General features: G+C 65.7%; 23 protein-coding genes and 1 pseudogene. 16 read left to right on the top strand and 8 right to left on the bottom strand.

Annotated features, from left to right (window positions below):
* From MEICH_RS23800 to MEICH_RS23790, 9 genes and pseudogenes are all read left to right on the top strand, one after another.
* A pseudogene (locus MEICH_RS23800) lies at positions 1–244 on the top strand (hypothetical protein); the annotation flags it as partial.
* A 304-nt stretch (positions 245–548) separates the two neighbouring features.
* The gene (locus tag MEICH_RS0105780; protein WP_027891829.1) at positions 549–1,112 is read left to right on the top strand and encodes a LemA family protein; all 564 of its coding nucleotides are present in this window, start codon (positions 549–551) and stop codon (positions 1,110–1,112) included.
* A 90-nt stretch (positions 1,113–1,202) separates the two neighbouring features.
* The gene (locus MEICH_RS0105775) at positions 1,203–2,180 is read left to right on the top strand and encodes a DUF3137 domain-containing protein (RefSeq protein WP_084542195.1); all 978 of its coding nucleotides are present in this window, start codon (positions 1,203–1,205) and stop codon (positions 2,178–2,180) included.
* A 27-nt stretch (positions 2,181–2,207) separates the two neighbouring features.
* The gene (locus MEICH_RS26950; protein WP_051303945.1) at positions 2,208–3,170 is read left to right on the top strand and encodes a DUF3137 domain-containing protein; all 963 of its coding nucleotides are present in this window, start codon (positions 2,208–2,210) and stop codon (positions 3,168–3,170) included.
* Positions 3,171–3,222: 52 nt separating this feature from the next.
* Positions 3,223–3,756: a helix-turn-helix transcriptional regulator gene (locus MEICH_RS27835; protein WP_245587623.1), complete on the top strand. Its 534-nt coding sequence runs from the start codon at positions 3,223–3,225 to the stop codon at positions 3,754–3,756.
* A 48-nt stretch (positions 3,757–3,804) separates the two neighbouring features.
* Entirely contained in the window at positions 3,805–4,668 is an 864-nt protein-coding gene (locus MEICH_RS28450; protein ID WP_157202626.1) for a TlpA family protein disulfide reductase, read from the top strand.
* Positions 4,669–4,988: 320 nt separating this feature from the next.
* Positions 4,989–5,492 (top strand): hypothetical protein, encoded by a 504-nt coding sequence (locus MEICH_RS0105765; protein ID WP_027891827.1) that lies wholly within the window; start codon positions 4,989–4,991, stop codon positions 5,490–5,492.
* Positions 5,492–6,580: an ABC transporter permease gene (locus MEICH_RS27830; RefSeq protein ID WP_084542194.1), complete on the top strand. Its 1,089-nt coding sequence runs from the start codon at positions 5,492–5,494 to the stop codon at positions 6,578–6,580. Before MEICH_RS0105765 ends, MEICH_RS27830 begins: the two co-directional genes overlap by 1 nt.
* On the top strand, positions 6,577–7,266 hold the full coding sequence (locus MEICH_RS23790) for an ABC transporter ATP-binding protein (RefSeq protein ID WP_036218364.1): 690 nt from the start codon (positions 6,577–6,579) through the stop codon (positions 7,264–7,266). Before MEICH_RS27830 ends, MEICH_RS23790 begins: the two co-directional genes overlap by 4 nt.
* A gap of 78 nt (positions 7,267–7,344) precedes the next feature.
* Here the strand turns inward: MEICH_RS23790 and MEICH_RS26945 are convergent, their stop codons facing one another.
* The 5 genes from MEICH_RS26945 to MEICH_RS0105735 form a co-directional block, all read right to left on the bottom strand.
* Positions 7,345–8,286 carry a GGDEF domain-containing protein gene (locus tag MEICH_RS26945; protein WP_051303943.1) on the bottom strand — a complete coding sequence of 314 codons (942 nt, stop codon included), beginning with the start codon at positions 8,284–8,286 and terminating at the stop codon, positions 7,345–7,347.
* A gap of 394 nt (positions 8,287–8,680) precedes the next feature.
* On the bottom strand, positions 8,681–11,098 hold the full coding sequence (gyrA, locus tag MEICH_RS0105750) for a DNA gyrase subunit A (RefSeq protein WP_027891826.1): 2,418 nt from the start codon (positions 11,096–11,098) through the stop codon (positions 8,681–8,683).
* A gap of 403 nt (positions 11,099–11,501) precedes the next feature.
* The gene (fabF, locus tag MEICH_RS0105745) at positions 11,502–12,731 is read right to left on the bottom strand and encodes a beta-ketoacyl-ACP synthase II (RefSeq protein ID WP_027891825.1); all 1,230 of its coding nucleotides are present in this window, start codon (positions 12,729–12,731) and stop codon (positions 11,502–11,504) included.
* A gap of 589 nt (positions 12,732–13,320) precedes the next feature.
* A complete protein-coding gene (locus tag MEICH_RS0105740) occupies positions 13,321–13,656 on the bottom strand; it encodes a hypothetical protein (RefSeq protein WP_027891824.1) in 336 nt (111 codons plus the stop codon).
* A 107-nt stretch (positions 13,657–13,763) separates the two neighbouring features.
* Positions 13,764–14,093, bottom strand: coding sequence for a tRNA-binding protein (locus MEICH_RS0105735; RefSeq protein ID WP_027891823.1), 330 nt, complete (start codon positions 14,091–14,093; stop codon positions 13,764–13,766).
* Between the two features lie 81 nt (positions 14,094–14,174).
* Between MEICH_RS0105735 and MEICH_RS0105730 the strand changes: the two genes are divergently transcribed.
* Positions 14,175–14,483 (top strand): hypothetical protein, encoded by a 309-nt coding sequence (locus MEICH_RS0105730; protein ID WP_027891822.1) that lies wholly within the window; start codon positions 14,175–14,177, stop codon positions 14,481–14,483.
* A gap of 31 nt (positions 14,484–14,514) precedes the next feature.
* Positions 14,515–14,952, top strand: a complete 438-nt coding sequence (locus MEICH_RS0105725; protein WP_027891821.1) for a DUF420 domain-containing protein — start codon at positions 14,515–14,517, stop codon at positions 14,950–14,952.
* A 51-nt stretch (positions 14,953–15,003) separates the two neighbouring features.
* Here the strand turns inward: MEICH_RS0105725 and MEICH_RS0105720 are convergent, their stop codons facing one another.
* Complete coding sequence (locus tag MEICH_RS0105720) at positions 15,004–16,005, bottom strand: polyprenyl synthetase family protein (RefSeq protein ID WP_027891820.1); 1,002 nt, start codon at positions 16,003–16,005, stop codon at positions 15,004–15,006.
* A 129-nt stretch (positions 16,006–16,134) separates the two neighbouring features.
* Here MEICH_RS0105720 and MEICH_RS0105715 point away from each other — a divergent pair, with 129 nt between their 5' ends.
* Positions 16,135–17,229 (top strand): Gfo/Idh/MocA family protein, encoded by a 1,095-nt coding sequence (locus tag MEICH_RS0105715; protein ID WP_027891819.1) that lies wholly within the window; start codon positions 16,135–16,137, stop codon positions 17,227–17,229.
* A gap of 210 nt (positions 17,230–17,439) precedes the next feature.
* On the opposite strand, the gene MEICH_RS0105710 is transcribed toward MEICH_RS0105715, so the two are convergent.
* Positions 17,440–18,006 (bottom strand): NADPH-dependent FMN reductase, encoded by a 567-nt coding sequence (locus MEICH_RS0105710; RefSeq protein ID WP_027891818.1) that lies wholly within the window; start codon positions 18,004–18,006, stop codon positions 17,440–17,442.
* Between the two features lie 234 nt (positions 18,007–18,240).
* On the opposite strand from MEICH_RS0105710, the gene MEICH_RS0105705 reads away from it, so the two are divergent.
* From MEICH_RS0105705 to dxs, 4 genes are all read left to right on the top strand, one after another.
* The gene (locus tag MEICH_RS0105705) at positions 18,241–18,906 is read left to right on the top strand and encodes a PspA/IM30 family protein (protein ID WP_027891817.1); all 666 of its coding nucleotides are present in this window, start codon (positions 18,241–18,243) and stop codon (positions 18,904–18,906) included.
* 78 nt (positions 18,907–18,984) lie between these two features.
* Positions 18,985–19,449 (top strand): hypothetical protein, encoded by a 465-nt coding sequence (locus MEICH_RS0105700; protein WP_027891816.1) that lies wholly within the window; start codon positions 18,985–18,987, stop codon positions 19,447–19,449.
* 92 nt (positions 19,450–19,541) lie between these two features.
* Complete coding sequence (locus MEICH_RS0105695; protein WP_036218361.1) at positions 19,542–20,219, top strand: DUF3108 domain-containing protein; 678 nt, start codon at positions 19,542–19,544, stop codon at positions 20,217–20,219.
* Between the two features lie 34 nt (positions 20,220–20,253).
* Positions 20,254–22,113 (top strand): 1-deoxy-D-xylulose-5-phosphate synthase, encoded by a 1,860-nt coding sequence (gene dxs, locus MEICH_RS0105690; RefSeq protein ID WP_027891814.1) that lies wholly within the window; start codon positions 20,254–20,256, stop codon positions 22,111–22,113.
* Positions 22,114–22,422: 309 nt separating this feature from the next.
* Here the strand turns inward: dxs and MEICH_RS23780 are convergent.
* Positions 22,423–23,087, bottom strand: a 665-nt coding sequence (locus tag MEICH_RS23780) for an RCC1 domain-containing protein (RefSeq protein ID WP_420804462.1), incomplete at its 5' end; no start/stop codon positions are given.

Genomic DNA, 23,087 nt, shown 5'->3' with positions numbered 1-23,087 from the left:
CCAGCGCGTTGAAGTCTGGCTCCAGGACAGCGCCGAGCGCGTCCTGTTCCAGCGCACCCTGACCACCTCGGCCAACACGGTGCGCGTCGTGGCCTACCACGACGGCACCCGCTTCCTGGCCGTCCCCCCCAACCTCATCACCGCCCCCGGCCTCAAACCCGGCTGGTACGAACTCAACGGCACCTGGAACGGCCAAGCCTTCACCTGGAGCAGCGTCAAGCCCTTCCCCAGCGACGAGGGATGAGTAGCGGGCAGCCGTCAGCCCTCAGCGGTGAGCGGGAGGCTCGTAGCTCACCCCACCCCGGCCCTCCCCGCCAGCGGGGAGGGTTTATCCCCCCCGGCCCCCCTTGTTAAGGGGGGTGGAGAAGGGGCGTCTTGCGTTTTGCGTTTGGCGTTTGGCGTACGACGTAGGACGTACGACGCGCGACCCGCGTTAGGCGTTGGGCGTTCGGCTATCAGCTATCAGCTATGAGCTATCGACCATCGACCATCGCCCCCCATGTACATAAACCCCCGAGCCCCATAACCAAAGGTGCTAGGGTAAAGGCATGACCGGACTGCTCATCGTGTTGGGGCTGGCGGTGGTGCTGGTGCTGGCCTACGTCGCGCTCTACAACGGGCTGGTGGCCCGCAAGAACCAGGTGGACAACGCCTTCGGTTCCATCGAGGCCATGCTCAAGAAACGCTACGACCTCATCCCCAACCTGGTCGCCGCCGTCAAGCAGTACATGGCCCACGAGGCGAACCTGCTCGAGCGCGTCGTGGCGTTGCGTTCGCAGGCCATGGGCGCCCCCAGCCCGGAGGCGAAGTTCAAGGCCGAGGGCGAGCTGAGCGCTGCCCTGCGGGGCCTGATGGTGCAGGTGGAGAACTACCCCGACCTCAAGGCCAACCAGAACGTGCTGCAACTGCAGGCCGCCCTCAACGAGGCCGAGGAGCAGATCTCGGCGGCGCGGCGCTTCTACAACTCCGCCGTCACCGACTACAACAACGCCATCGAGATGTTCCCGTCCAGCCTCATCGCCCAGAGCATGCGGCTAGAGCGCAAGCCGGTGTTCACCATCCCTGAAGGGGAGCGAGCCGCCCCCAACGTGGGCCAGCTCTTCGGCAATTGAGCCCCTGTAGGCCAACCCCCAAAGCGTACCTGCCATGGTCCGTCCAGTTCCCTGCGTCCTCTCCCGGCCTTCCCCCCTCGCCTCCGCCGTATGCCGCATGACCCCGCGCAGCACTGGGAGGACGGCGTGATCGGGGGCTTCACCGAACTCTACCGCCAGCTCGAGCCGGTGATCGGCGACCTCGAGCGCGAGCGGCGGGAGGTGGCCTCGCGGCTGGTCCTGTTCGGGGCCGTCACCGTGCTGGCCGCGGTGCTCCTGGTAGCCCTGGTGCCCGCCGTGCGCGACCCCAGCCTGCTGGGCTTCGTGGCCTTCGCCGGGGTCGCGGCGCTGAGCGTGGCCCACGGCGCCCTCACCCGGCGCTACCGCGCGCGCTTCAAGAACGAGCTGGTGCGGCGGCTGGTGCAGCACCTGGGCCCGGGCCTCGAGTACCACCCCGAGGCGGGCGTCGGCTACGGCAGCTACCGCTCGAGCCAGCTCTTCCCCCGCGAGCCCGACCGCTACAAGGAGGAGGACCTCATCGCCGGGCGCATCGGCCAGACCCGCCTCAAGGTCAGCGAGGTCCACAGCGAGTACAAGACCGAGTCCACCGACTCCAAGGGGCGGCGTACCACCCACTGGCACACCATCTTCCGCGGGCTGTTCTTCGTGCTCGACTTCCCCAAGCCCTTCCGCGGCACCACACTGGTGCTCCCCGACAACGGCGACGGGGCCTTCCTCAACTTCCTCGAGCGCTTCAGCAGCCGCGGCCAGCTCGTCAAGCTCGAAGACCCCGAGTTCGAGCGCTACTTCGTCACCTACGCCTCCGACCAGGTCGAGGCCCGCTACCTGCTCTCCACCAGCCTCATGCAGCGCCTGGTCAACTTCCGCAAGGCCTTCAAGCGCCCGCTCTACCTGGCCTTCAGCGGCGGCAACTTCTACCTCGCCCTCTCCACCCCCAAGAACTTCTTCGAGCCGCGCATCTTCCAGCCCCTGCGCCTGGAAGACCTCGTGGACTACCTCACCGACCTGCGCTTCGTGCTCTCGGTGGTCGACGAGCTCAACCTCAACACCCGCATCTGGGGCACGTAGGGCGCTCGGCGGGACGCGCGAAGGGCCATGGACTTCACCCGGCTTTACTACCAGGTCCTGCTCCCGGTGCAGGAGCTGCTCGAGCGCGAACGCCGCCACAGCCTGCTGCTGGTGGCGTTGCTGGTGCTGTTCACCGGGCCGCTGCTGGTGATCGGCGTCGCCGCGCTGCTGGCGGGCGTCTTCCCGGTGGGGCTGGTGGTGAGCGGCCTGGCGCTGGGGACGTGGCGGGTGGTCTACCCGGCGGTGCAGTACAACTACCGCCGCCACTTCAAGCAGAAGCTCATCCAGCCCATCCTGGCCGAGGTAGCCCCCACGCTGGTCTACCAGAGCCTGGGCACCCTCAACGAGATCGAGCTGTGGGCCAGCGGGCTGCTCGAGCGCACCGGCGAGGTCGAGGGCAGCGACCTGGTGCGCGGGCGCATCGAGGGGGTGGAGTGCAAGTTCGCCTACGTCGAGGCCTACGCCCTGCGCGAGGACCGCGAGCGCAACCCCTCCCTGCGGCAGCGCGCGCGCCTCTTCCAGGGGATGCTCTTCGTGGCCGAGTTCCCCAAGCCCTTCCTGGGGCAGGTCCTGGTGCTCCCCGACCACCTCGAGCCCACCCTGGGCCACCTGGCCCAGCACCTGCAGGGCCTCAACCGCTCGCGGGGCGAGCTGGTGAAGCTCGAAGACCCCGAGTTCGAGGACCTTTTCGCCGTCTACACTGCCCCCGGCCCCGACGCCCAGGTCAAGGCCCGCTACCTGCTCTCCACCAGCTTCATCCGCCGCCTCACCCGCTTCCGCCGCCAGTTGGGCCGGCCCCTGCTGGCCTCGCTCAACTACGGCAAGCTCTACCTCGCCATCCCCCTCCCCGCCAACCCCCTCGACCCGCCGCTGCTGCAGAGCGCGGTGGACATCGAGCGGGTGCGCACCTATGTGGAGGCGCTCGAGCTGATGCTGGGGCTGGTCGAAGAGCTACGGCTCAACGTGCGGGTCTGGAACGCGACGGGATAGAAGTGCAGCGCATTGACGAAGATAACCGACTGTAATAAGAATTATATCAGATATGTTAATAATCTATACAGGAGATGAAACCGTGCGTCAGCACGGGGAAACCTTGTTCGCTTCAGCTAAGCTACTTAGGGAAGTTTATTTAGTGCTTGATGCTCCGCGAGGCTACGCCCTTCGAACCCTGGCCGACCTACCACGCCCTGTGTTAGTGGTAACGGGTGTGAACACCTCACCCTACCTTCAAGACCTACTCGACCTGAGACCCGAGGGCCTGTTAGCCCGTCCGACGAGACCTCAAGAAGTTCTCACCGGGCTGGAGCGTATATCTACTGGTGAACGTTTCTATGAAGGTCCATTCCTGGAAAACCGCCTACAGCCTTGTGAACGAGCCGTACTCCGCCACTTAGCCTTTGGTCTGGAAAACAGTGAGATCGCCCATATCCTCAGCGTTAGCCCACGCACCGTGGATAACCGTATCACTGCGCTCAAAGAAAAACTAAAGATTAGAAATCGGGTGGAACTAGCTCTATTTTACTTAGGAATACATTCCCGCTTACAGGATTGCGAGAAACTCACCTTTCAGACGTGAGTTTCAGCTCTTTACAGTATATATTCTAATGAGCATATAATCATTGCTATGAAGCTAGCTTTAGCTCTAATCTTCCTTACAATTGTCCAATCAGGTTGGGCTTTCGAGGGAGTAGCACGTCTTGAGTCGCTCGGCAAATCGTTTCCTAGTAATTCTGTCAAAGGTCCAAGCTTATACGTATTTACCACTGATGAGTGCGGAAATTGCGTCGTTCAACTTACGTATCTAAGCAAGCTAAAAAAACGCATTCCCGGCTTGTCAATTGCTAATGTTTCAATTAAAGCAAAGCGTGGGTTGGCTCCTGGGATAACATCCCTAGAAGATCCCAAAGGTGCTCTATTCAAAGCTTTATCCATTAGGAGAATACCTACACTAATTATGGTAGATGCTCAACGCATTATTCAAGCCCACTTCGAAGGACTAATCGAGGAGAACGAGCTAGCAACCCTTGCCACAGGCTTAGTTAACGGTAAGACCATCACTCAAGTTGCACTGCCTGGTAGCCCGGGAAGCATGGCCGCAGACATCAAAGGAGTCAATTGGTCAGTAACAAAAACACATCTGCTAGTTTTTCACCGAGCAGCCTGCGCTGGCTGTGTTGAGGAGATTCCAGAGATCATGTCTCTCGCTAAGACCTATCCCACGCTAGCTATCTGGATACTAACCCCTGACGATCTTAGTTTAGTAAAGAATCAATTTGCCCAAGCACCTAAAAACTTACAGGTACTTAAAGTCGAGCAGTTTCAGATTGCTAGAGACTATGCGCTTACTGGAGTACCTACTCACATAGTTGTGAGTGACAGATTGATTCGTATTCGAAATGTTGGTTATGCTCCCGAAATACTCAAAGGCATAATTTCAGGCGTTCCCAATCTGGGTGTTTGCGATACCACTGGTTGCGCGCGCCGGTAGAGTATCGAGCACAAATAAGGAGGTGAGGTTCTTGAGGAATCAGAGTAAGTGGATATGGTCTTTGGCTATCATCTTCAGTGCGTTGTTGCCTTTTGCCCAAGCCGGAGATTGCAAGGAAAACTGCACCACCATATGCAGGCCAGTCTGTGAAGTTATCGTCGAGGAAGTTTGTACCGAGTTGGGAGGCACCGAGGAGGACTGCAAGACTATTGCTAAAACAGTTTGCGAATGGGTGTGTGAACAAACCTGTAGCTGGATCTGTTCATAGGAGTACTCAGGGTGAGCGCCGTCCGGAGGCGCTCACCCATGGAGGATAGAATATGAATAGGTACTGCAAACTGATCCTAATTCTTGGGGCTGTAGTGCTCGGCCTTTACCCGGCTAGCGCTCAAGGGCTCAACCCGCTCGAGGTGGCACGGGTCATCCGGGAGATCACTCCGGTCACGCTAGCGGTTTATCAAGTGCGCTATCTTCCCTTGCTCGATGCCCGGCCTCAGACCCGGTTCACCCCGGACCAAGCCAGGGCGCTTCTACCCCACTTTAACCGGCTCGCTTCTCAAGATGAACTCTCCCTCGAGCAATACCGCAGGATCGGAACTGCCATCAGTCAGGTGCTCACTGCCGAGCAAGACACCTATTATTCCAGGCTGGTGAAAGAACAGGGCAAGGACAATCCGGCTCTCAAGGATAGCGAAATGAAGCTGCTTCTCGAATACTATCAGGCCAAAATCGCTTACAATCCCTTTGCTCCGAACGGCTTTGCCCATAGTGATCTAAAAAACCTCATAAAGCTGCTCGAGGCTCGTGCCAGGGAAAAAGCCTGATGGAAGCTGTTAAAAACGCTCTCCGCCATCCTCTTCGCCTACTGGTACTGGTGTTGTCACTAGTTATCGGGGTAGTAGCGTCCTTTCTGATCCTCACGATTTTGCGTACAGCTGAACTTTTGGGGCAACCCACAATTCCCCCGGGAGTTCTTCGAATCAGCTTCGCCCTGGAGGCTCCTTCCTCCCTCACCCCGGCCCAATTTTTGGAGGAAAACGGCTTGCAAGGCGAGTGGGTAACACTAGGTCAACTGTTCCGCGAGGATGTTCGGCGCGGTGCAGCGATTGGGGCTTATGGCTTTGAGTCTGTGGAAACCATGAAAAGGTTTCTACCCACTTTACGCTTGAAGCAAGGGGGTTGGCCTAAACAGTACCAACTCTTGGTCCCCCAACAAGCCTGTCGATTGCTGAGTTGCCGGGTAGGCCAAACCATCAAGGTACTCTACCCAGGAACCGAGCAGCCCGTGCGCTACACGGTTTCGGGAATCGTGGACTCCCCTCTTGCTACTACCCTTTTGGCTGTTCCAGCAGCTCCTCGGGGTGGATTGGACTGGAGGCTGTGGGCATTCGCTAGGTCCCAGTCAAGCGAAGAATTGGAAGATCAAGTGAGGGCATATCTCCAATCGCGGGGACTCAAGGCCGCCGACGTGCAGGTGCTCGATCGCATAGGAATGCAACGTTCGTGGCGCCAACTCAGCTTTGGTTTCACCGTGATCCTAGGACCCACAGCCTTGGTAGCGCTGATTTCGGCAACACTCTTGGTGCTGTTTAACTTTGCTGTCAACCGCCTCGAACGGGCTAAAGAAGTTGCGATCAAACGGGCTCTAGGAGCTTCCCGATCACACATCGCCCTAGAGAGCCTAGCTGAGGCCATGGCCATCTTTCTCTTAGCCGTCCCACCCAGTCTCGCTGTCACCTGGGCCTTGCTGGATCGCCTGGGTGGTGGGGAGGCTCAACGCCTGTTCTACCCCGAAGTAGGAATCGCTCTCCAGGTATTTGCCGGAATCGGTGCGTTGGTACTGCTCTCGGCCCTTGGACCGGTCCTAGCGCTGGCCTCCACTCAGCCCTCGAGCCAGCTTAAAGAGGAATGATGCTTGAGGTTATTGATCTGTCGCGTCGCTACCGCAGTGGCTCGCAGTGGGTCAGCGTGCTTCAGAACGTCCAGCTCCGGCTTAGGGAGGGGGAGCTGCTGGTAGTTGCCGGTCGCTCGGGTAGCGGAAAAACCACCCTCTTGCATCTCTTGGCTGGGATCGATCGGCCGGACGAGGGAAAACTGCACCTGGGAGAGTTGGTACTCAGCCGCAACTCCCCTGAGGTCAGCCTGCTGCGCTGGCGCAGGGCAGTAGGTTTCATGCACCAAACCCCAGTGCTCATTCCTACCCTCACCGCCTGGGAGAACGCCTTGCTACCCTTTCGTTACGGAGGTCAGAACCCCGACTTGGCGTGGGTGAAGCTGCTCTTCAAGCGACTGGGTATTTCCGGCTTGGAAAACCGCCGTCCCCGACAACTTTCGGGTGGACAGGCCACGCGAGTCGCCTTGGTCCGGGCGTTGGCCCGGCGTAATACCCTCTTCCTGGCAGATGAGCCTACCGGGCGACTCGACGAAGCAGGAGCCACCGCAGTTTGGGGGTTGCTGCTCGAGCTAAACCGACAGGAGGGTATTAGCGGGGTTGTGGTTACTCATGACCCGCTGATTTTGAAGCAGGCTCACAGAGTGCTAACGGTACAAGAGGGCCGCTTGGTCGAAGCGGTGGTTTCGGGTAGAGGGGACCTGTAGCCTATTTCGGGCTCAGGCGGTTCGGTCGAAGAGCTCCGGCTCAACGTGCGGGTCTGGAACCCGGCCTGAGCCGCGCGATCAGTCGGGGTGCGTGAGGCAGACGGAGCAGTTCGCCGGGCCGGGAGCCGGGTGGGCTTGGGGCTCGAGCTCCACCCGGTCGCGGCCGGAGCGCTTGGCCCGGTAGAGGGCCTGGTCGGCCAGGTCGATGACGGTCTTGGGCAGTGCCGAGTCGAGCGAGGGCCACACCGTCCCGCAGCCCACGCTCACCGTCACGCAGCCCTCCTCGGGCAGGCCGCAGGGGATCTGGGCCTCCCGCACGGCCAGCCGGATGGCCTCGGCGCGCTCCCAGGCCCCGGTGGGGTCGGTGTTGGGCAGGATCACCGCGAACTCCTCGCCGCCGTAGCGCGAGACCACGTCGGTGCTGCGGCGCACGTTGGCCTGGAGGATCTGGGCGATCTGGACCAGGCATTCATCGCCGGCGAGGTGGCCCAGGGTGTCGTTGTAGCGCTTGAAGTGGTCGACGTCGACCAGCAGCAGCGACACCGGCTCGCCCTCGCGCTGGGCGCGCTGGAGTTCCTGGGCCAGGCGCTCGTCGAAGTGGCGGCGGTTGGAGACGCCGGTGAGCCCGTCGGAGGCCGCGCGGTGCTCGAGCTCGCGGTTGACCTCCTCGAGCTTGCGCTGGGTGCTGAGGATGCGGTGGTTGGCCTCGAGCAAGGAGAGCCCCAACAGCGCGGTCAGCAGCAGCAGCCCCATCGCCATCAGCCGGTTGGCGATGGCGGCCCAGGTCGGGGAGTAGCTGTCGGGGGCCACGAAGTACGACGGCACCATCAAAAGCACGCACATCCCGGTCAGCATCAGCGTCAGGCGGGGGTTGTTCAGCCGCAGGCTCATCAGGATGACGATGCTGTAGAGCGCGCCCCAGGCGACAGACCTGGGCAAGAGCACGTCCACGACGAAAAGGACCAGCGTCAAGGCGATGCAGGAGATCAGGAAGCGGTCTTCTTTGAAGGGTGGCGTCATGCACGGCTCCTCAGGAGCATTTGGAAAGACTTTACACACACCTCCCTGAGGCTGGGCTGAGTAAGAGACACAAAAGTTAATGGTTTTAAGGCGGTTCAGGCCCGGACCGGCCGTTTCGGCAGAATGATTCGGAATCCGCCGGGGGCCTGGGGTCTGGCTTTACAGCCACCCATCGGGATTTGCCGCCGGGGGAATGAAGCCACGAACTTCGCTGGAGCCTCGAGAAGGCCCCCACCCCGGAGTGGGATTTATCATGATTTATTTACCTTAAGACGCTTCAGCGCAATTTCCACGAATAGTTCCAACTGTTCGGCTCGAGGCGGTCCCGCGGGCACCGGGAAACAAGCGGCGGGAGGCTTCGTAGAGCCTCCCGCCGTGGAGCTTCGGGCAGCCTTCAGTCCTGCGGGGCGATCACGAAGGCCGAAGCCACCTCGTCGTCGGAGAGGTTCATGACCTTGACCCCGCTCGTCGCCCGCCCGTACTGCGAGATGCTGGCGACGGGGGTGCGGATGGCGATGCCGCGGCGGCTGAGCACCAGCAGGTCCTCGTTGCCCTGCACCCGCATGAGCGCGCCGAGCTCGCCCACCTTATCGTTGCAGTTGAAGGTGATGACCCCCATCCCGCCGCGGCCCTGCACGGGGTACTCGGAGATGGCGGTGCGCTTGCCGTAGCCGCGGGTGCCCACGGCGAGCACCTCGCCGTCCCAGTCCTTGGGCAGCACCACCAGCGAGACCACCCGGTCCTCACGCCCGCCCTTGAAGCGGATGCCGGTCACGCCCTGGCTGGCCCGCCCGGTGGCGCGCACCTCGGAGAGGTCGAAGCGGATGGACTGGCCGCTCTGGGTGGCGAGCATCACCTGGTCGCCCTCCTGGGCCACGGCGACGCCGATGAGCGCGTCGTTCTCGAGCAGGTTGATGGCGATGAGGCCGGCCGAGGAGAGGTTCTGGTACTCGCGGATCTCGGTCTTCTTGATCAGGCCGTTGCGCGTGGCGAAGACGAAGTAGCCGTCCTCGGTGAGGCTGCGCACGTTGAGCAGCGCGGCGACCTCTTCGCCCTCCACCAGCGGCAGCAGCGAGACCACGTGGGTGCCCCGCGCCTGGCGGCTGGCCTCGGGCAGCTCATGCACCTTCTCGGCGTAGACCCGGCCGCGGTTGGTGAAGATGAGCAGGGTGTCGTGCATGGAGGCCACGAAGACCGAGATGGCCTCGTCCTCCTCCTTGGTCTTGCCGGCCTGCGCGCCTATCCCGCCGCGGCCCTGGGCGCGGTAAGCCTCCAGCGGCGTGCGCTTCATGAAGCCCTGCGAGGTGAGGGTGATGACCATGGGCTCGTCCTCGATGAGGTCCTCGAGGCTGAAGCCCTCCTCGAACTCGGTGATCTGGGTGCGGCGCTGGTCGCCGAACTTCTGCTTGATCTCCAGCAACTCCTCCTTGACCACCCGCCACAGCCGCTTCTCGTCCTCCAGGATCGAGGTGAGGTAGCCGATGAGCTCCATCAGCTCGCGGTACTCCTCCTGCAGCTTCTCGCGCTCGAGGCCCACCAGCCGCTGCAGGCGCATGTCGAGGATGGCCTGGGCCTGGGCGTCGGAGAGGTTGAAGCGGCTGATGAGGCCGGTGCGGGCCTCGGCGGCGTCCTGCGAGCCGCGGATGAGGGCGATGACCTCGTCGATGTGGTCGAGGGCAATGAGCAGGCCCTCGAGGATGTGGGCGCGCTCCTGGGCCTTGCGCAGGTCGTACTGGGTGCGCTTGTAGACCACCTGGCGCCGGTGGTCGAGGTAGTGGCGCAGGAGCTCGAGCAGGTTGAGCACCTTGGGCTCGCCGTTCACCACCGCCAGCAGGTTGACGGTGAAGGTCGTCTGCAGGCGGGAGTGCTTGTAGAGCTTGTTGAGCACCACCTGGGGGTTGGCCCCGCGCTTGAGCTCGACGGCGATGCGCATGCCCTGCCGGTCGGACTCATCGCGCAGCGCGGCGATCTCCTCGATGACCTTGTTGCGCACCAGGGCGGCGATCTGGGTGATCAGGTCGGCCTTGTTGACCTGATAGGGGATCTCGGTGAAGACCAGCATGGCCCGCCCGTTCTTGTCCTCGTTGCGGTAGCGGGCCCGCACCTTCAGCCCCCCGCGCCCGTTGGCGTAGGCATCGCGGATGCCCCGGCGCGAGAGCTTGGCCCCGGTGGGGAAGTCGGGGCCCGGGATGATCTTGAGCACCTCGTCGAGGGTGATGGCGGGGTTGTCGATCATCTGCACCAGCGCGTCGACGGTCTCGGAGAGGTTGTGCGGGGGCAGCGAGGTCGCCATGCCCACCGCGATGCCCGTCGAGCCGTTGACCAGCAGGTTGGGGAAAGCCGCCGGCAGCACCTCGGGCTGCTCGGTGGTGTTGTCGTAGTTGGGGTAGAAGGGGACGGTCTCCTTGTCGATGTCGCGCAGCAGCTCGAAGCCCACGCTCGAGAGCCTGGCCTCGGTGTAGCGCTGCGCGGCGGGCGGGTCCCCGTCGATGGAGCCGAAGTTGCCCTGCCCGTCGATGAGCGGGTAGCGCAGGTTCCAGGGCTGGGCCATGCGGGCGAGGGTGTCGTAGATGGCCGCGTCGCCGTGGGGGTGGTACTTACCCATCACCTCACCCACGATCTTCGCGCTCTTGACGTGCTTGCGCGTGGGCAGCACCCCCTCCATCATGGCCCCGTAGAGGATGCGGCGCTGCACCGGCTTGAGCCCGTCGCGCACGTCGGGCAACGCCCGGTCCACGATGGTGGACATGGCGTAGTTGATAAAGCTCTGCTTGACTTCCTCGGTAATCTCGATCGGCAGTACTTGCGACATCGCTTCTCCTGTTCGTTGCGGTCATCGCCCGGGGTTACGGCGGAGGCGGCAGTGCGGGCACAAAAAAAGCGCTGGACGCGCTCAGTTGACTCTCTACATTATACCTGATCCGAGATGTTATGTCAAAAACATAACGCCAGGCAGGGAGCGGGGAAAAGGCGTCAGCTATCAGCCGTCGGCGGGGGCCCGTGGCGTGTGGATAGTGGCTCAGGGTGAAAAGACACCCCTCCCCTTCCCTCCCCGCGCGCGGGGAGGGGGTATCCCCCCAGCCCCCCTTGCTAAGGGGGGTAAAGAAAAGGCGTCTTGCGTTTGGCGTTTGGCGTACGGCGTAGGACGTACGACCCACGCCCGGCGTTCGGCGTTCAGCTATCGGCTATCGGCGTTTCGCGTCCGGCTATCGCCCCTACACCCGCTTGAACAGCAGCGACGCGTTCATCCCCCCGAAGGCGAAGGAGTTGGAAAGCACGTAGTCCACCTTCTGCTCGCGCGGGGTGTTGGGGATGTAGTCGAGGTCGAGCTCGGGGTCGGGGTCCTCGAGGTTGATGGTGGGCGGGAGGACGCCCGAGGTGAGGGCCTGGATGCTGGCGACGGCTTCGGCGGCCCCGGCGGCGCCCAGGAGGTGCCCGGTCATGCTCTTGGTGGCAGTGACGGGGACCTGGTAGGCGCGTTCGCCGAAGACCTTCTTGATCGCCAGGGTCTCGGCGCGGTCGCCCACGGGGGTCGAGGTGGCGTGGGCGTTGATGTGCCCGACCGCCTCGGGGCCCACCCTGGCGTCGCGCAGGGCGGCCTCCATGGCGAGCTTGGCCCCCATGCCCTCGGGGTGAGGCTCGGTGATGTGGTGCGCGTCGGCGCTGCGGCCGAAGCCGACGAGCTCGGCGTAGATGCGGGCGCCGCGGGCTTTGGCGTGCTCGTAGTCCTCGAGCACCAGCACGGCCGCGCCCTCGGAGAGCACGAAGCCGTCGCGGCTGGAGGTGAAGGGGCGGCTGGCCTTCTCGGGCTCGTCGTTGCGGGTGGACAGCGCCTTCATCACCCCGAAGCCGCCCATCGCCATGGGGGTCACGGCGGCCTCGCTGCCCCCGGCCAGCATCACCTCGGCGTCGCCGCGCTGGATGACGTAGTAGGCGCTGCCGATGGCGTCGGCGCCGGTGGTGCAGGCCGTGACCGAGGTGGAGCTCGGCCCCATCAGCCCGTACTTCATGGCGAGCTGGCCCGAGGCCATGTTGGCGATCATCATCGGGATGAAGAAGGGCGAGATGCGGTGAGCGCCGCGCTCGACGTACACCTTGGCCTGCGCCTCGAAGCTCTCCATGCCGCCGATCCCGCTGCCGATGAGCGTGCCGATGCGGGTGCGGTCCTCGCGCTCGAGCTCGAGCCCGGCGTCCTCCAGGGCCAGTTGCCCAGCGATGAGGGCCAGTTGCACGAAGCGGTCCAGGCGGCGCATCTCGCGCTTGTCGATGTAGGCTTCAACGTCGATGTCCACCTCACCCGCGATCTGGGCGGGCAGTTGCGAGGCATCGAAGCGGGTGATGCGGCGGATGCCGCTCTTGCCCTCGAGCTGGGCCTTGTGAAAGGCCTCCGCCCCGATGCCGATAGGAGTTACCGGCCCCATGCCGGTGACGACAACACGGCGCATGGCCTGAGTATAACGTGCCAAAATGTTGTGGGGCTTACGTTGCAAGGGGCGGGTGTCTCGGGTCCGGCGTGAGGCGCCGGACGCCGATAGGTCATAGCCCATAGCTGATAGCCGATAGCCGAATGCTAAACGCAAAACGCGGGTCGTACGTCGTACGCCAAACGCAAGACGCAATATGCAAGACGCCTTGGCCCTAGGCCCTCGACTTTCCACACGCCACGCGCCTCCCGCTTACCGCTGACGGCTTATCGCTTCCCGCTGACGGCTGATGGCTGACGGCTTCCCTCGCCCGCCGTTCGACGCCTGCCGCGTGCACTTCCATGCGCCCTCGAGGCGGCGAAGTACTCGCTCGAGCACGGGAAAGGCTCGTTGGGTGCGCCGGGGGGCGCGGGGTCGAGGGGCTGTGGGGTCTGGCGAGTGCGTGAACCTTTGGGCTCGGGTTCGCGGACGGGGTATGGCAGCATGGCCGGTCCTCCCTGTTCTGACGTCCCGAGTTTGCGGCGGGGAGGTGCTCACCTGCCAGACTAAAAATTGATCAGCCCGGCCTGCTCTTGCTCAGACCGGGCTTCGCGGCGGCTGCTGGCGACTTTCAGCGGGCGCAGAGGGTCCACTCGCGGTCCTGGTCGAAGAGCCACTTCCGCTCGAGCCTTTGCCCCTGCCCGGCGCCGAGCCCTTCGGCCAGCAGGGTGTGCTCGCCGGGGGTGATGCCCTCGAGGCGCAGCGAGCGGTTGGGGGTCACGCTCCCGCGCGGCACCCCGTCGAGGTAGACCCGGACGCTGAAGCTGCACAGGTTGGTGATCTGCAGGCGGAAGCTCGGCGGGGGGCTGGCCGGGGGCTCTGCCGCAGGCGCTTGGGTGGTGGGGGCACAGCCCGTCAGGGCCAGCAGGAAAACGACCGGTAGGACGAACCAGGGCTGCCGTCTCATGGCGCGAACCTCGTAGCAGATCCAGGATACATCAGGCCAGCGCGGCCGCTGCGAGGATGCCCATGATCTCCAGGCGCGGGCCTGGCTATCGAGTATGGGCAGACTTCCTAGTAAACCCGCCCCCCCAGGGGGACCTCGCGCTCGGGCTCGAGCAGCACCACCCGGCCCTCGGCGTCGGGGAGGCCCAGCACCAGCACCTCGGAGGCGAAGCCCGCGACCTTGCGGGTGCCCAGGTTCACCGCGGCGACGACCAGGCGCCCGACCAGCTCTTCGGGCGTGTAGAGCGCGGTGAGCTGGGCCGAGCTGGCCTTCTCGCCCAACGGGCCGAAGTCGATCCATAGTTTGTACGCGGGCTTGCGGGCTTCGGCGTTGACCTCGGCCCGCAGCACCCGCCCCACGCGCAGGTCCAGCAGTTCGAAGGCTTGCAGCGGCGTCATGGCGTGGGCATCATACGGCCGGCGAGGCTTGGTGATCACCCACCGAATCGGGGCCCGGCCGGGCAACGTATACTCTCAGGCGTGCAACGCCTTCTGGATCAGGCTGCCGAAATCCTGCAGGACGCCCGCGACACGGCGCCGGCGGAGGCTATCGGCAAGCTCAAGGAAGCCCTCTCGCTGCTCGAGGCCGCCCGCCCCAGCAGCGAGCGCGACGGCCTGATGGCGCTGGCCTACCTGCGGCTGGTGCAAGCGCAAAAACGCCTGGGTAACCTCGCCGAGGCCGAGCGGGCGTTCATGCTGGGCTACAGCTACGCGCGCACCTCGCGCGAGGACCGGGTGCGGCGCTTCGCGGAGAAATTGCGGGAAGAGCTCGAGAGCAGCGGCCCCTGAAGCGGGGCCAATTTCAGCGAGGGAAGAAACTATGAGTCAGTTGTTGGGCGACATCGCCGCCGTCCTCATCGCCCTGTCGGGGGTCGCGGTCATCGTCGGGGTGGTGCTGATCCGGCGGGGCGACCGGGTCCGGCACCCGCGGGCCATGCTCACGGCCACCGCGCTGGCCGGGCTGTTCCTGGTGTTCTACCTGCTCAAGTGGGGCCTCTACGGCACCACCCGCTACGCCGGTCCCGAGGAGTGGCGCGGGGCCTACTACGCCTTGCTGTTCAGCCACACCGTGCTGGCGGCCGTCAACGGCCCCCTGGTGCTGTGGCTGCTCTACAACGCCTTCAAGCGGCGCTTCAGCGTCCACAAGGCCTGGGCCCGCTGGACGGTCCCGGTGTGGCTCTACGTCGCGGCCACGGGCTGGGTCATCGACCAGGTGCTGGCGCGGTACGGGGAGAGCGCGGGGGGGATCGGGTTTTAGGGGAAAGGGCGGTGGGTTCGCGTTCCCCCAACCCGTCGCCCTAAAACCCCATTACGCCTCCCGCCGCACCAACTGCTCGAGCAGCCCCAGCACCCCGGCCGCCGCCTGCGGGTCGGGCAGCCGGGATAGCACCGGCCTGAGGGCCTCCAGGCCCTCGCTCAGCATCCCCTCGGCCACCCGGCGGGCGTGCTCGACCGCGCCGGACTCGAGGATGCGCCGGTGCAGCCAGTCCACCTCGGCGGCGGGCTTGCGCTCGCGGGGCAGGCGCAGCAGGGCCTCGGCCCTCGAGCGCTCCTCAGGGAGGGCCTGGCGCAAGAAACGCAGCAGGATGAGGGTGCGCTTGCCCTCCCAGAGGTCGCCCGCGATCTCCTTGCCGTACTTCTCGCGCTCCCCGGCCAGGTTGAGCACGTCGTCGACGATCTGGAAGCCCAGGCCCAGCTTCATCCCGGCCTCCTCGAAGGCCGCCGGCGGCTCGGCGCCCGCGGCCAGCGCCCCCAGCCGCAGGGGGGCCACCGCCGTGTAGTAGGCCGCCTTCTGGCCGCACATCTCGAGGTAGTCGGCCTCGGTGAGGTCGAAGCGCTGGCGCTCGACCCAGGTCATCTCGAGGTGCTGCCCCTGGGCGGTGCGCTCGACCAGGCGGGCGAACTCGAGCAGCACCCCCCGCGGGGCCTCGGCCTCGACGAGCAGCGACCACATGCGCGCGTGCAGCGCGTCGCCGGCGTTGAGCGCCAGCGGCATGCCGTAGAGCTTGTGCAGCGCGGGCTTGCCCCGGCGCTCGTCGGAGGCGTCCTCGATGTCGTCGTGGATGAGGGCCCAGTTCTGGAAGAGCTCGAGGGCCGCCGCCACCGGCAGCAGCCGCTCGAGGGGGGCCCCGTAGGCCAGGCCGGTGTAGCACAGCAGGCTGCCGCGCAGCATCTTGCCCCCGCGCTCGGGGTAGTCGCGCAGCAGGCGGGCGTACTCGGCGACCTCGGGGCGGTAGGCGGCTTCGGGGCGCGGGAGGGCCTCCAGCATGCGCTGCTGGATGGCCTCGCGCAGGCGGCCGGGCGTGAGCATAGCTGCAACAATACCGCCTCCGGGCACGGGCGGGAATGCCCGTCGAGATTGCATGAGCTACGCCACGACTTAGCGCCGGCTCAGGCCCAGGTCAGTCGGGCTTCAAACCCGCCGCCTACGCTCAGACGCATGTCCGAACCCCTCAAGCACCCCCTGGCCCCCGAGGAACGCGTCGGCTACGCGCTGGTAGGGATCGGCAAGCTGGCCGAGGAGGAGATCCTGCCCGCGCTCGAGGCCTCCAAGCGCTCCCGCCTGGCCGCGCTGGTGACCTCCGACCTCGAGGACGGCAAGAGGCTCGCCCGGCGCTACGGGCTCTCCCCGGAGGCCGTCTACGGCTACGACGACTACGACCGCCTCGCCGACAACCCCGGCGTGCACGCGGTCTACATCATCCTGCCCAACCACCTGCACGAGGACTACACCGTGCGGGCGGCGCGCATGGGCAAGCACGTGCTGTGCGAGAAGCCCATGGCCAACAGCGTGGCCGAGGGCGAGCGCATGATCGCCGCCTGCCGAGCGGCGGGCGTGAAGCTGATGATCGCCTACCGCTGCCAGTACGAGCCGCACCACTGGGCCGTGCGCGAGATGGTGCAGCAGGGCCGCTTCGGCGCGGTCAAGCTCGTCGAGAGCGTGCACTGCCAGGTGGAGACCGATCCCGACGAGTGGCGGCTGAAGCGGAAGGAGGCGGGCGGCGGGCCGCTGGTGGACATCGGCGTCTACAGCCTCAACACCATCCGCTTCGTGCTGGGCCTCGAGCCCGTCGAGGTCTTCGCCCAGACCTACGCCACGCCGGATGACCCGCGCTTCCGCGAGGTCGAGGAGCAGATGAGCTGGCAGATGCGCTTCGAGAACGGCGTCCTGGCCGCCTGCCTCACCGGCTACTCGGCCTTCCGCTCCAGCCGCTACCGCCTCTACGCCGAGGGGGGTTGGGTGGGCCTGGACCCCGCCTTCGACTACCGCGGCCTGCACCTGTCGCTGGGCCGCGAGGAGGAAGGCCAGCAGGTCGTGGAGGAGCGCCGCTTCCCCGCCCCCAACCAGTTCGCCCTCGAGCTCGACCACTTCGCCCGCTGCATCCAGGAAGACCTCACCCCCTTCACCCCCGGCGAGGAAGGGCTACAGGACCTGCGCCTCATCGAAGCGCTCTACACCTCGGCCCGGACGGGGCGCCCGGTGCGGCTCGAGGTGCCGGATAAGCCGGACGCGTTCCGGGGGGAGTGGCCTTAGGGGGTCGAGGGCGATAGCCGATAGCTGATAGCCAAACGCTAAACGCCAAACGCAAGACGCGAAACGCAAAACGCAAGACGCAAGACGCCCTTTGTTTACCCCCCTTAGCAAGGGGGGTTAGGGGGGATAAACCCTCCCCGCGTGCGGTGAGGGCCGGGGTGGGGTGCCTTTCCACCACAAGCTGACGGCTGAAAGCTGACTGCTGACGGCTTATCGCTTCACCGAGCTCCGCTCCTGAACGAGTTCCGCGAGCCCCTCGAGCAACTCCTTCAGGAACTTGCGGCTGTTTTCGTCGGTGAGGTGGCCTGAGGCGTCGAATTTTTGCTTGGCGTTGGCGACCAGGACCTCGGGTCTGGGGACCAAGGGCATCTCGAGCGCGGCGCAGATCTCGCGCAGGTGCATCTGGGCGCGGGCCGTGCCGATCATGCCGGTCGAGGCGCCCGCGATGGCGGCGGGCTTGCCCTGAAGCGGGGCTGAGGGCCCGCGGGAGGCCCAGTCGATGGCGTTCTTGAGCACCCCGGAGACCGAGTGGTTGTACTCGGGGCTCAGCAGCAGCACCGCGTCGGCGGCGCGGATGGCGCGGTGCAGGCGCTCTACCGGCTCGGGGAACTGGGCCGTGTCGTGCAGGTCGGCGTTGTACAGGGGCAGCAGGCCGAGGTCGAAGGCCTCGAGCTTCATCCCCCTGGGGGCGAGTTCCCGCGCGGCCTCGAAGAGCTTGCGGTTGTAGGAGTCCTTGCGCAGGCTCCCGACCAGGGCCAGGACTTGCATGGACTTCATCTCGGCACCTCCTCTCCCCAGGCTGCCGCGCCCGGCTGTACGCCCTCTGACCTCGGCCTGATGTGCCCCTGAGACAGTGGGCAATTTACATTATCTGAGCCTTTATGTATCATTTTTTCTGCAATGGCATTTGGGCCTGCGCTAAGGGTGAGTACGGCCACCGAGCTTTCGAGCTTGCCTCTGGTTGTAGCGTCTTCAGCGGGTGCGCTACACTGACCCACAAGGAGGCCACAAATGGGTATTCTGGATCGCCTGAGCCGCTTAATTCGCGCCAACATCAACGACCTCATCAAACGTGCCGAGGACCCCGAGAAGATCATCGAGCAGGCCCTGGAGGACATGCGCGCCGCGCTGCGCGACGCCCGGGAGGAAGTCGCCAGCACCATGGCCGAGCAGAAGAAGCTCGAGCGCGAGCAGCAGAGCTACGCCGAGCAGATGCGCGCCTGGGAGAACAAGGCCGCCGAGGCGCTGCGCTCGGGCCGCGAGGACCTCGCCCGCGAGGCCCTCAAGCGCAAGCAGCAGGCCCAGACCCTCTCCGAGGGCTTCGCCCAGCAGGTCGCCCAGCAGAGCAGCCTGGTGCAGCAGCTCATGACCCAGCTCAAGGCCCTCGAGGCCAAGATCCAGGAGTCGGAGGCCAAGAAGGCCCTGCTCGTCGCCCGCAAGAAGGGCGTCGAGGCTGCCGAGACCGTGCGCCGCTTCGAGTCGAAAGTCGACACCCACTCCGCCGTGGAGGCCTTCGAGGACATGGAGCGCCGCATCGAGGCCATGGAGGACAAGCACCACGCCATGGCCGAGATGGACCGCAGCAACATCGAGAAGGAGCTCGAGGACCTGGGCACCGACAAGGCCGTCGACGACGACCTCGCCCGCCTCAAGCGCGACCTGGGCATGACCGGTTGAGCCGCGCGGGGGCTTAACCCTTCCGTCAACGTGAGCCCCGACCGGGTCCTTCCCCCGGTCGGGGTGCACAATTAGGCCATGCTGGTCCTGGGCGAGGTGCTGTTGCTGCTGGCCGTGCTGGCCCTGACGGTCTGGATCCTGTCCATGCCCGCCCCGCCGCCCCAGGACGAGCGCCTCGAGCGGGCCCTGGCTGAGCTGCGCCGCCAGCAGCCCCGGCTGGGCAAGGCGCTGCGGGGGCTGGTCGGCAGCGCCCTGCACTACGGCCGCGAGCTGCGCGGCCTGCAGCGGGAGATCATCGAGCTCGAGCGCCACCTGGCCGCCCCGCAGACCGCCGGGGGCGCGGCGGGCTCGACCACCCGCGAGCGGCTGCAGGAGCGCTACCGGCAGCTCAGCCGTACCTACGACGAGGGGGTGGAGCTGCTGGAGAACCTGGGGGCCGAGCTCCTGCTGTGGCAGGGGCCCGAAACCCCCAAAGGCTTCGCCGAGCTCGAGGCGCTGCGCTCGAGCCTGCGCGAACTGCTCAGCCGCTCCGCCGATGGCTGAGGGCCCGGGCCTTAATCGTCGGGTTAACCCGGCCGGGCGGTCTCACGCGGAGCTGAACTGTGGGGGACGGCGGGGAAAGTAAACTGGTGGGCATGAAGTTCACGGTGCGTTCCTGGGCCCTTTTGGCCCTTTCCCTGGGCGTGCTGGCGGCCTGCGTGCCCCAGAGCAACCCCAACAACCAGCCCGACGTCACGCTGAGCGCCAGCCAGACCTACCTGCCCTCCCAGACCGGCGTGCAGTGGACCTACCTGCCCCAAGACGCGGCCCCCAACGACCCGCCCTACCGCCTCACCGTGCTGGGGCCCGCCCCCTTCGGCGACCAGATCGCGGTGAAGTACCGCTTCGCCGGGCGCGGGGTGCAGAAGGACTACTACCGCCAGATCACCACCGCCGGCGTGCGGCTGCTGGGCTACGAGGACACCGTCTCCACCGCCGTCACCCGCTTCAACCCGCCCATGCTCGAGTACCCCCCGCAAGCCCAGATCGTCGCCGGGGCTCGCTGGGGCGGCACCACCGCGGTCGAATCGACCATCTACCCCCCCAACGCCCGGCCCCAGGTGATCTACAAGGAGACCATCGAGTACAACTACCGCATCCTGGGCAAGGAGAAGGTGCGGGTGCGGGCCGGGGAGTTCGAGGTCTTCCGCGTGCAGTTCGAGGCCAAGGGCAGCGGCGGGGCCGCCGACAGCCGCGAGGTGTGGTTCGTGCCGGGGATCGGCGAGATCCGCACCAAGGAGGGCTTTGTGTTGGCTGCGCGTAATTTCGGCTAGGCTCAGGCGCTAAAGTCTTGGAAAGGGGGCTCTAGTGGTACTCGACAAAGTCAACAGCCCAGCCGACCTCAAAGCGCTCAGCGAAGACGAGCTACTGGCCCTGGCCGAGGAACTCCGCAGCGAGATCATCCGGGTGTGCGCCCAGAACGGCGGGCACCTGGCCTCCTCGCTGGGCGCGGTCGAGCTGATCGTGGCGCTGCATAAGGTCTTCGACTCCCCCCGCGACCGCATCCTCTTCGACGTGGGCCACCAGGCCTACGCCCACAAGATCCTCACCGGCCGCAAGGAGGTCTTCCACACCATCCGCCAGGAGGGGGGCATCTCCGGCTTCACCAAGGTCAGCGAGTCGGAGCACGACGCCATCACCGTGGGCCACGCCAGCACCTCCCTCGCCAACGCCGTCGGCATGGCCATCGCCCGCGACGCCCTGGGCGAGGACTACCAGGTCGTCAGCGTCATCGGCGACGGCGCGCTCACCGGGGGCATGGCCCTGGCCGCGCTCAACGTCATCGGCGAGCAGCGGCGCAAGATGCTGATCGTGCTCAACGACAACGAGATGAGCATCAGCGAGAACGTGGGCGCGCTCAACCGCTTCTTCAAGGAATTGCAGGTGAAGAAGTGGGTGCAGGACACCGAGAAGTGGGGGCGGGGGGTGCTCGAGACCATCTCCCCCAAGCTCTTCAACCTCGTCGACCGGGCCAAGGAGGCGGCCAAGCTGGTGCTGCACCAGGAGAACCCCTTCTACGCCTGGGGCGTGCGCTACGTGGGGCCGGTGGACGGGCACAACCTCAAGGGCCTGGTGCACCTGCTGCACGAGCTCAAGGAGCTCGACGGGCCCACCATCCTGCACATCGTCACCCAGAAGGGCAAGGGCTACACCGTGGCCGAGGCCGACCCCATCTACTGGCACGGCCCGCCCGGCTTCAACCCCGAAAAACCCGAGAAGGTCTCCAAGGGCTACTCCTGGTCGGCGGCCTTCGGCGACGCGGTGACCGAGCTCGCCCACCTCGAGCCCCGCCTCTTCGTCATCACCCCGGCCATGCGCGAGGGCTCGGGGCTGGTGCGCTACTCCCAGACCCACCCCGCCCGCTACCTCGACACCGGCATCTGCGAGGACGTGGCCGCCACCGCCGCCGCGGGCATGGCCCTGCGCGGCCTCAAGCCGGTGCTGGCGATCTACTCCACCTTCTTGCAGCGGGCCTACGACCAGGTGATCCACGACATCGCCATCGAGAACCTCGACGTGGTGCTCGCCGTGGACCGCGCGGGCATCGTGGGCGGCGACGGCGCGACCCACAACGGCGTGTTCGACGTCGCCTACCTCCGCACCGTCCCCAACGTGCAGATCGCCGCGCCGAAGGACGCCCTCGAGCTGCGCGCCATGCTCAAGGGCGCGCTGCGGCGCGGCGGCCCCGTCGCCATCCGCTACGCCCGCGACAACGTGGAGCGGGTGCCCGAGGGGAGCTGGCCCGAGATCGAGTGGGGCCGCTGGGAGGTGCTCAAGGAGGGCTCGAAAGCCTACGTCCTGGCCTTCGGCAAGACCCTCAAGTACGCCCTCGAGGCCGCCGGCGACAACCCCGAAGTCGGCGTGGTCAACGCCCGGTTCATCAAGCCGCTCGACCGCGAGATGCTGGAAAAGCTGGCCCTGGAGGGCTACAAGCTCGTCACGGTGGAGGACCACCAGAAGATGGGCGGCTTCGGCTCGGCGGTGCTCGAGGCGCTGAATGAGCTGGGCCTCGAGCCCGACCTGCGGGTGCTGGGCCTGCCCGACCAATTCTTCGACCACGGCTCCATCGCCCGCATGCACCGCGAGGCCGGCATTGACGCGGCGGCCATCCTCGAGGCCCTGCGCCAGATGGGCATCCGGCTCGACAAGGTCGGCGTCGCCGATTGAAAACTTTCCCAAAAATCCGGGGGCGGGCCGTGACCCGCCCTTTTTACGCATATCGCCCCGGAGCGTGCCCACCCGCCTATTCGAATCGCAAAGACCGGTGGTGTTCAAAACATGGCCCGCGAGGGTTATCCTTCGGAGGTCAGAAGGAGGATGCGCTCGAGCCGTTGCCCAGTGCACCTCCTCCCGTAACGCCATGAGGGGTGGCGACTCCCTAGCCAGCCCCTAACCACCCGGCCTCACGGTTACCTGTGCCGGGCAAAACCGGCCCCGCTCATGAGCGGGGCCGGAGCGTTTAGGGCTGCTTCAGGGCTAGGGCACCAGCACCACCAAGCCGGCGGGGACGCTGGCCTGACCGAAGTAGTTGTTCCCCCACGCCACGACCGTGCCGTCGGACTTGAGCGCCAGGCTGTGGAAACCGCCCGCCCCTATGGCCACCACCCCGGAGAGGCCGGCGGGGGGGGCGGCCTGGCCGGAGTTGTTGAGCCCCCACGCCACGACCGTGCCGTCGGCCTTGAGCGCCAGGCTGTGGTACCAACCTGCCGCTATGGCCGCCACCCCGGAGAGGCCGGCGGGGACGTTGAGCTGGCCCTCGGTGTTGCGGCCCCACGCCACGACCGTGCCGTCGGACTTGAGCGCCAGGCTGTGGAAACCGCCCGCCCCTATGGCCACCACCCCGGAGAGGCCGGCGGGGGGGGCGGCCTGGCCGGAGTTGTTGTGCCCCCACCCCACGACCGTGCCGTCGGCCTTCAGAGCGAGGCTGTAGAATTGGCCCGCCGCTATGGCGACCACCCCGGAGAGGCCGGCGGGGACGTTGAGCTGGCCACCGTCATTGTTCCCCCACGCCACGACCGTGCCGTCGGGCTTGAGCGCCAGGCTGTGGTAAGCGCCCCCCGCCAGCGGGACCGCCCGCACCACCCGCACGCTAGCCGAGGCCTCGCCGCCGGGGGTGGCGACGCGCACCTCCTGCGGGCCCA

The sequence above is a fragment of the Calidithermus chliarophilus DSM 9957 genome (genome assembly GCF_000430045.1).
In the GTDB taxonomy this organism is placed as follows: domain Bacteria; phylum Deinococcota; class Deinococci; order Deinococcales; family Thermaceae; genus Calidithermus; species Calidithermus chliarophilus.
The sequence above is the reverse complement of the archived record's forward strand: the minus strand, read 5'-3'. Positions and strand labels throughout refer to the sequence as shown.

Bases quoted from the DNA above. Each gene is read 5' to 3' on its own strand.
- MEICH_RS23790 (WP_036218364.1), top strand. From the start codon at position 6,577: ATGATGCTTGAGGTTATTGATCTGTCGCGTCGCTACCGCAGTGGCTCG.
- fabF (WP_027891825.1), bottom strand. From the start codon at position 12,731: ATGCGCCGTGTTGTCGTCACCGGCATGGGGCCGGTAACTCCTATCGGC.
- MEICH_RS0105765 (WP_027891827.1), top strand. From the start codon at position 4,989: ATGAATAGGTACTGCAAACTGATCCTAATTCTTGGGGCTGTAGTGCTC.
- MEICH_RS27830 (WP_084542194.1), top strand. From the start codon at position 5,492: ATGGAAGCTGTTAAAAACGCTCTCCGCCATCCTCTTCGCCTACTGGTA.
- MEICH_RS0105735 (WP_027891823.1), bottom strand. From the start codon at position 14,093: ATGACGCCGCTGCAAGCCTTCGAACTGCTGGACCTGCGCGTGGGGCGG.
- MEICH_RS26945 (WP_051303943.1), bottom strand. From the start codon at position 8,286: ATGACGCCACCCTTCAAAGAAGACCGCTTCCTGATCTCCTGCATCGCC.
- MEICH_RS28450 (WP_157202626.1), top strand. From the start codon at position 3,805: ATGAAGCTAGCTTTAGCTCTAATCTTCCTTACAATTGTCCAATCAGGT.
- MEICH_RS0105725 (WP_027891821.1), top strand. From the start codon at position 14,515: ATGAGTCAGTTGTTGGGCGACATCGCCGCCGTCCTCATCGCCCTGTCG.
- MEICH_RS0105780 (WP_027891829.1), top strand. From the start codon at position 549: ATGACCGGACTGCTCATCGTGTTGGGGCTGGCGGTGGTGCTGGTGCTG.
- MEICH_RS0105715 (WP_027891819.1), top strand. From the start codon at position 16,135: ATGTCCGAACCCCTCAAGCACCCCCTGGCCCCCGAGGAACGCGTCGGC.
- MEICH_RS0105700 (WP_027891816.1), top strand. From the start codon at position 18,985: ATGCTGGTCCTGGGCGAGGTGCTGTTGCTGCTGGCCGTGCTGGCCCTG.
- MEICH_RS26950 (WP_051303945.1), top strand. From the start codon at position 2,208: ATGGACTTCACCCGGCTTTACTACCAGGTCCTGCTCCCGGTGCAGGAG.
- MEICH_RS0105695 (WP_036218361.1), top strand. From the start codon at position 19,542: ATGAAGTTCACGGTGCGTTCCTGGGCCCTTTTGGCCCTTTCCCTGGGC.
- MEICH_RS0105740 (WP_027891824.1), bottom strand. From the start codon at position 13,656: ATGAGACGGCAGCCCTGGTTCGTCCTACCGGTCGTTTTCCTGCTGGCC.
- MEICH_RS0105705 (WP_027891817.1), top strand. From the start codon at position 18,241: ATGGGTATTCTGGATCGCCTGAGCCGCTTAATTCGCGCCAACATCAAC.
- MEICH_RS0105775 (WP_084542195.1), top strand. From the start codon at position 1,203: ATGCCGCATGACCCCGCGCAGCACTGGGAGGACGGCGTGATCGGGGGC.
- MEICH_RS0105710 (WP_027891818.1), bottom strand. From the start codon at position 18,006: ATGAAGTCCATGCAAGTCCTGGCCCTGGTCGGGAGCCTGCGCAAGGAC.
- MEICH_RS0105720 (WP_027891820.1), bottom strand. From the start codon at position 16,005: ATGCTCACGCCCGGCCGCCTGCGCGAGGCCATCCAGCAGCGCATGCTG.
- MEICH_RS27835 (WP_245587623.1), top strand. From the start codon at position 3,223: ATGTTAATAATCTATACAGGAGATGAAACCGTGCGTCAGCACGGGGAA.
- gyrA (WP_027891826.1), bottom strand. From the start codon at position 11,098: ATGTCGCAAGTACTGCCGATCGAGATTACCGAGGAAGTCAAGCAGAGC.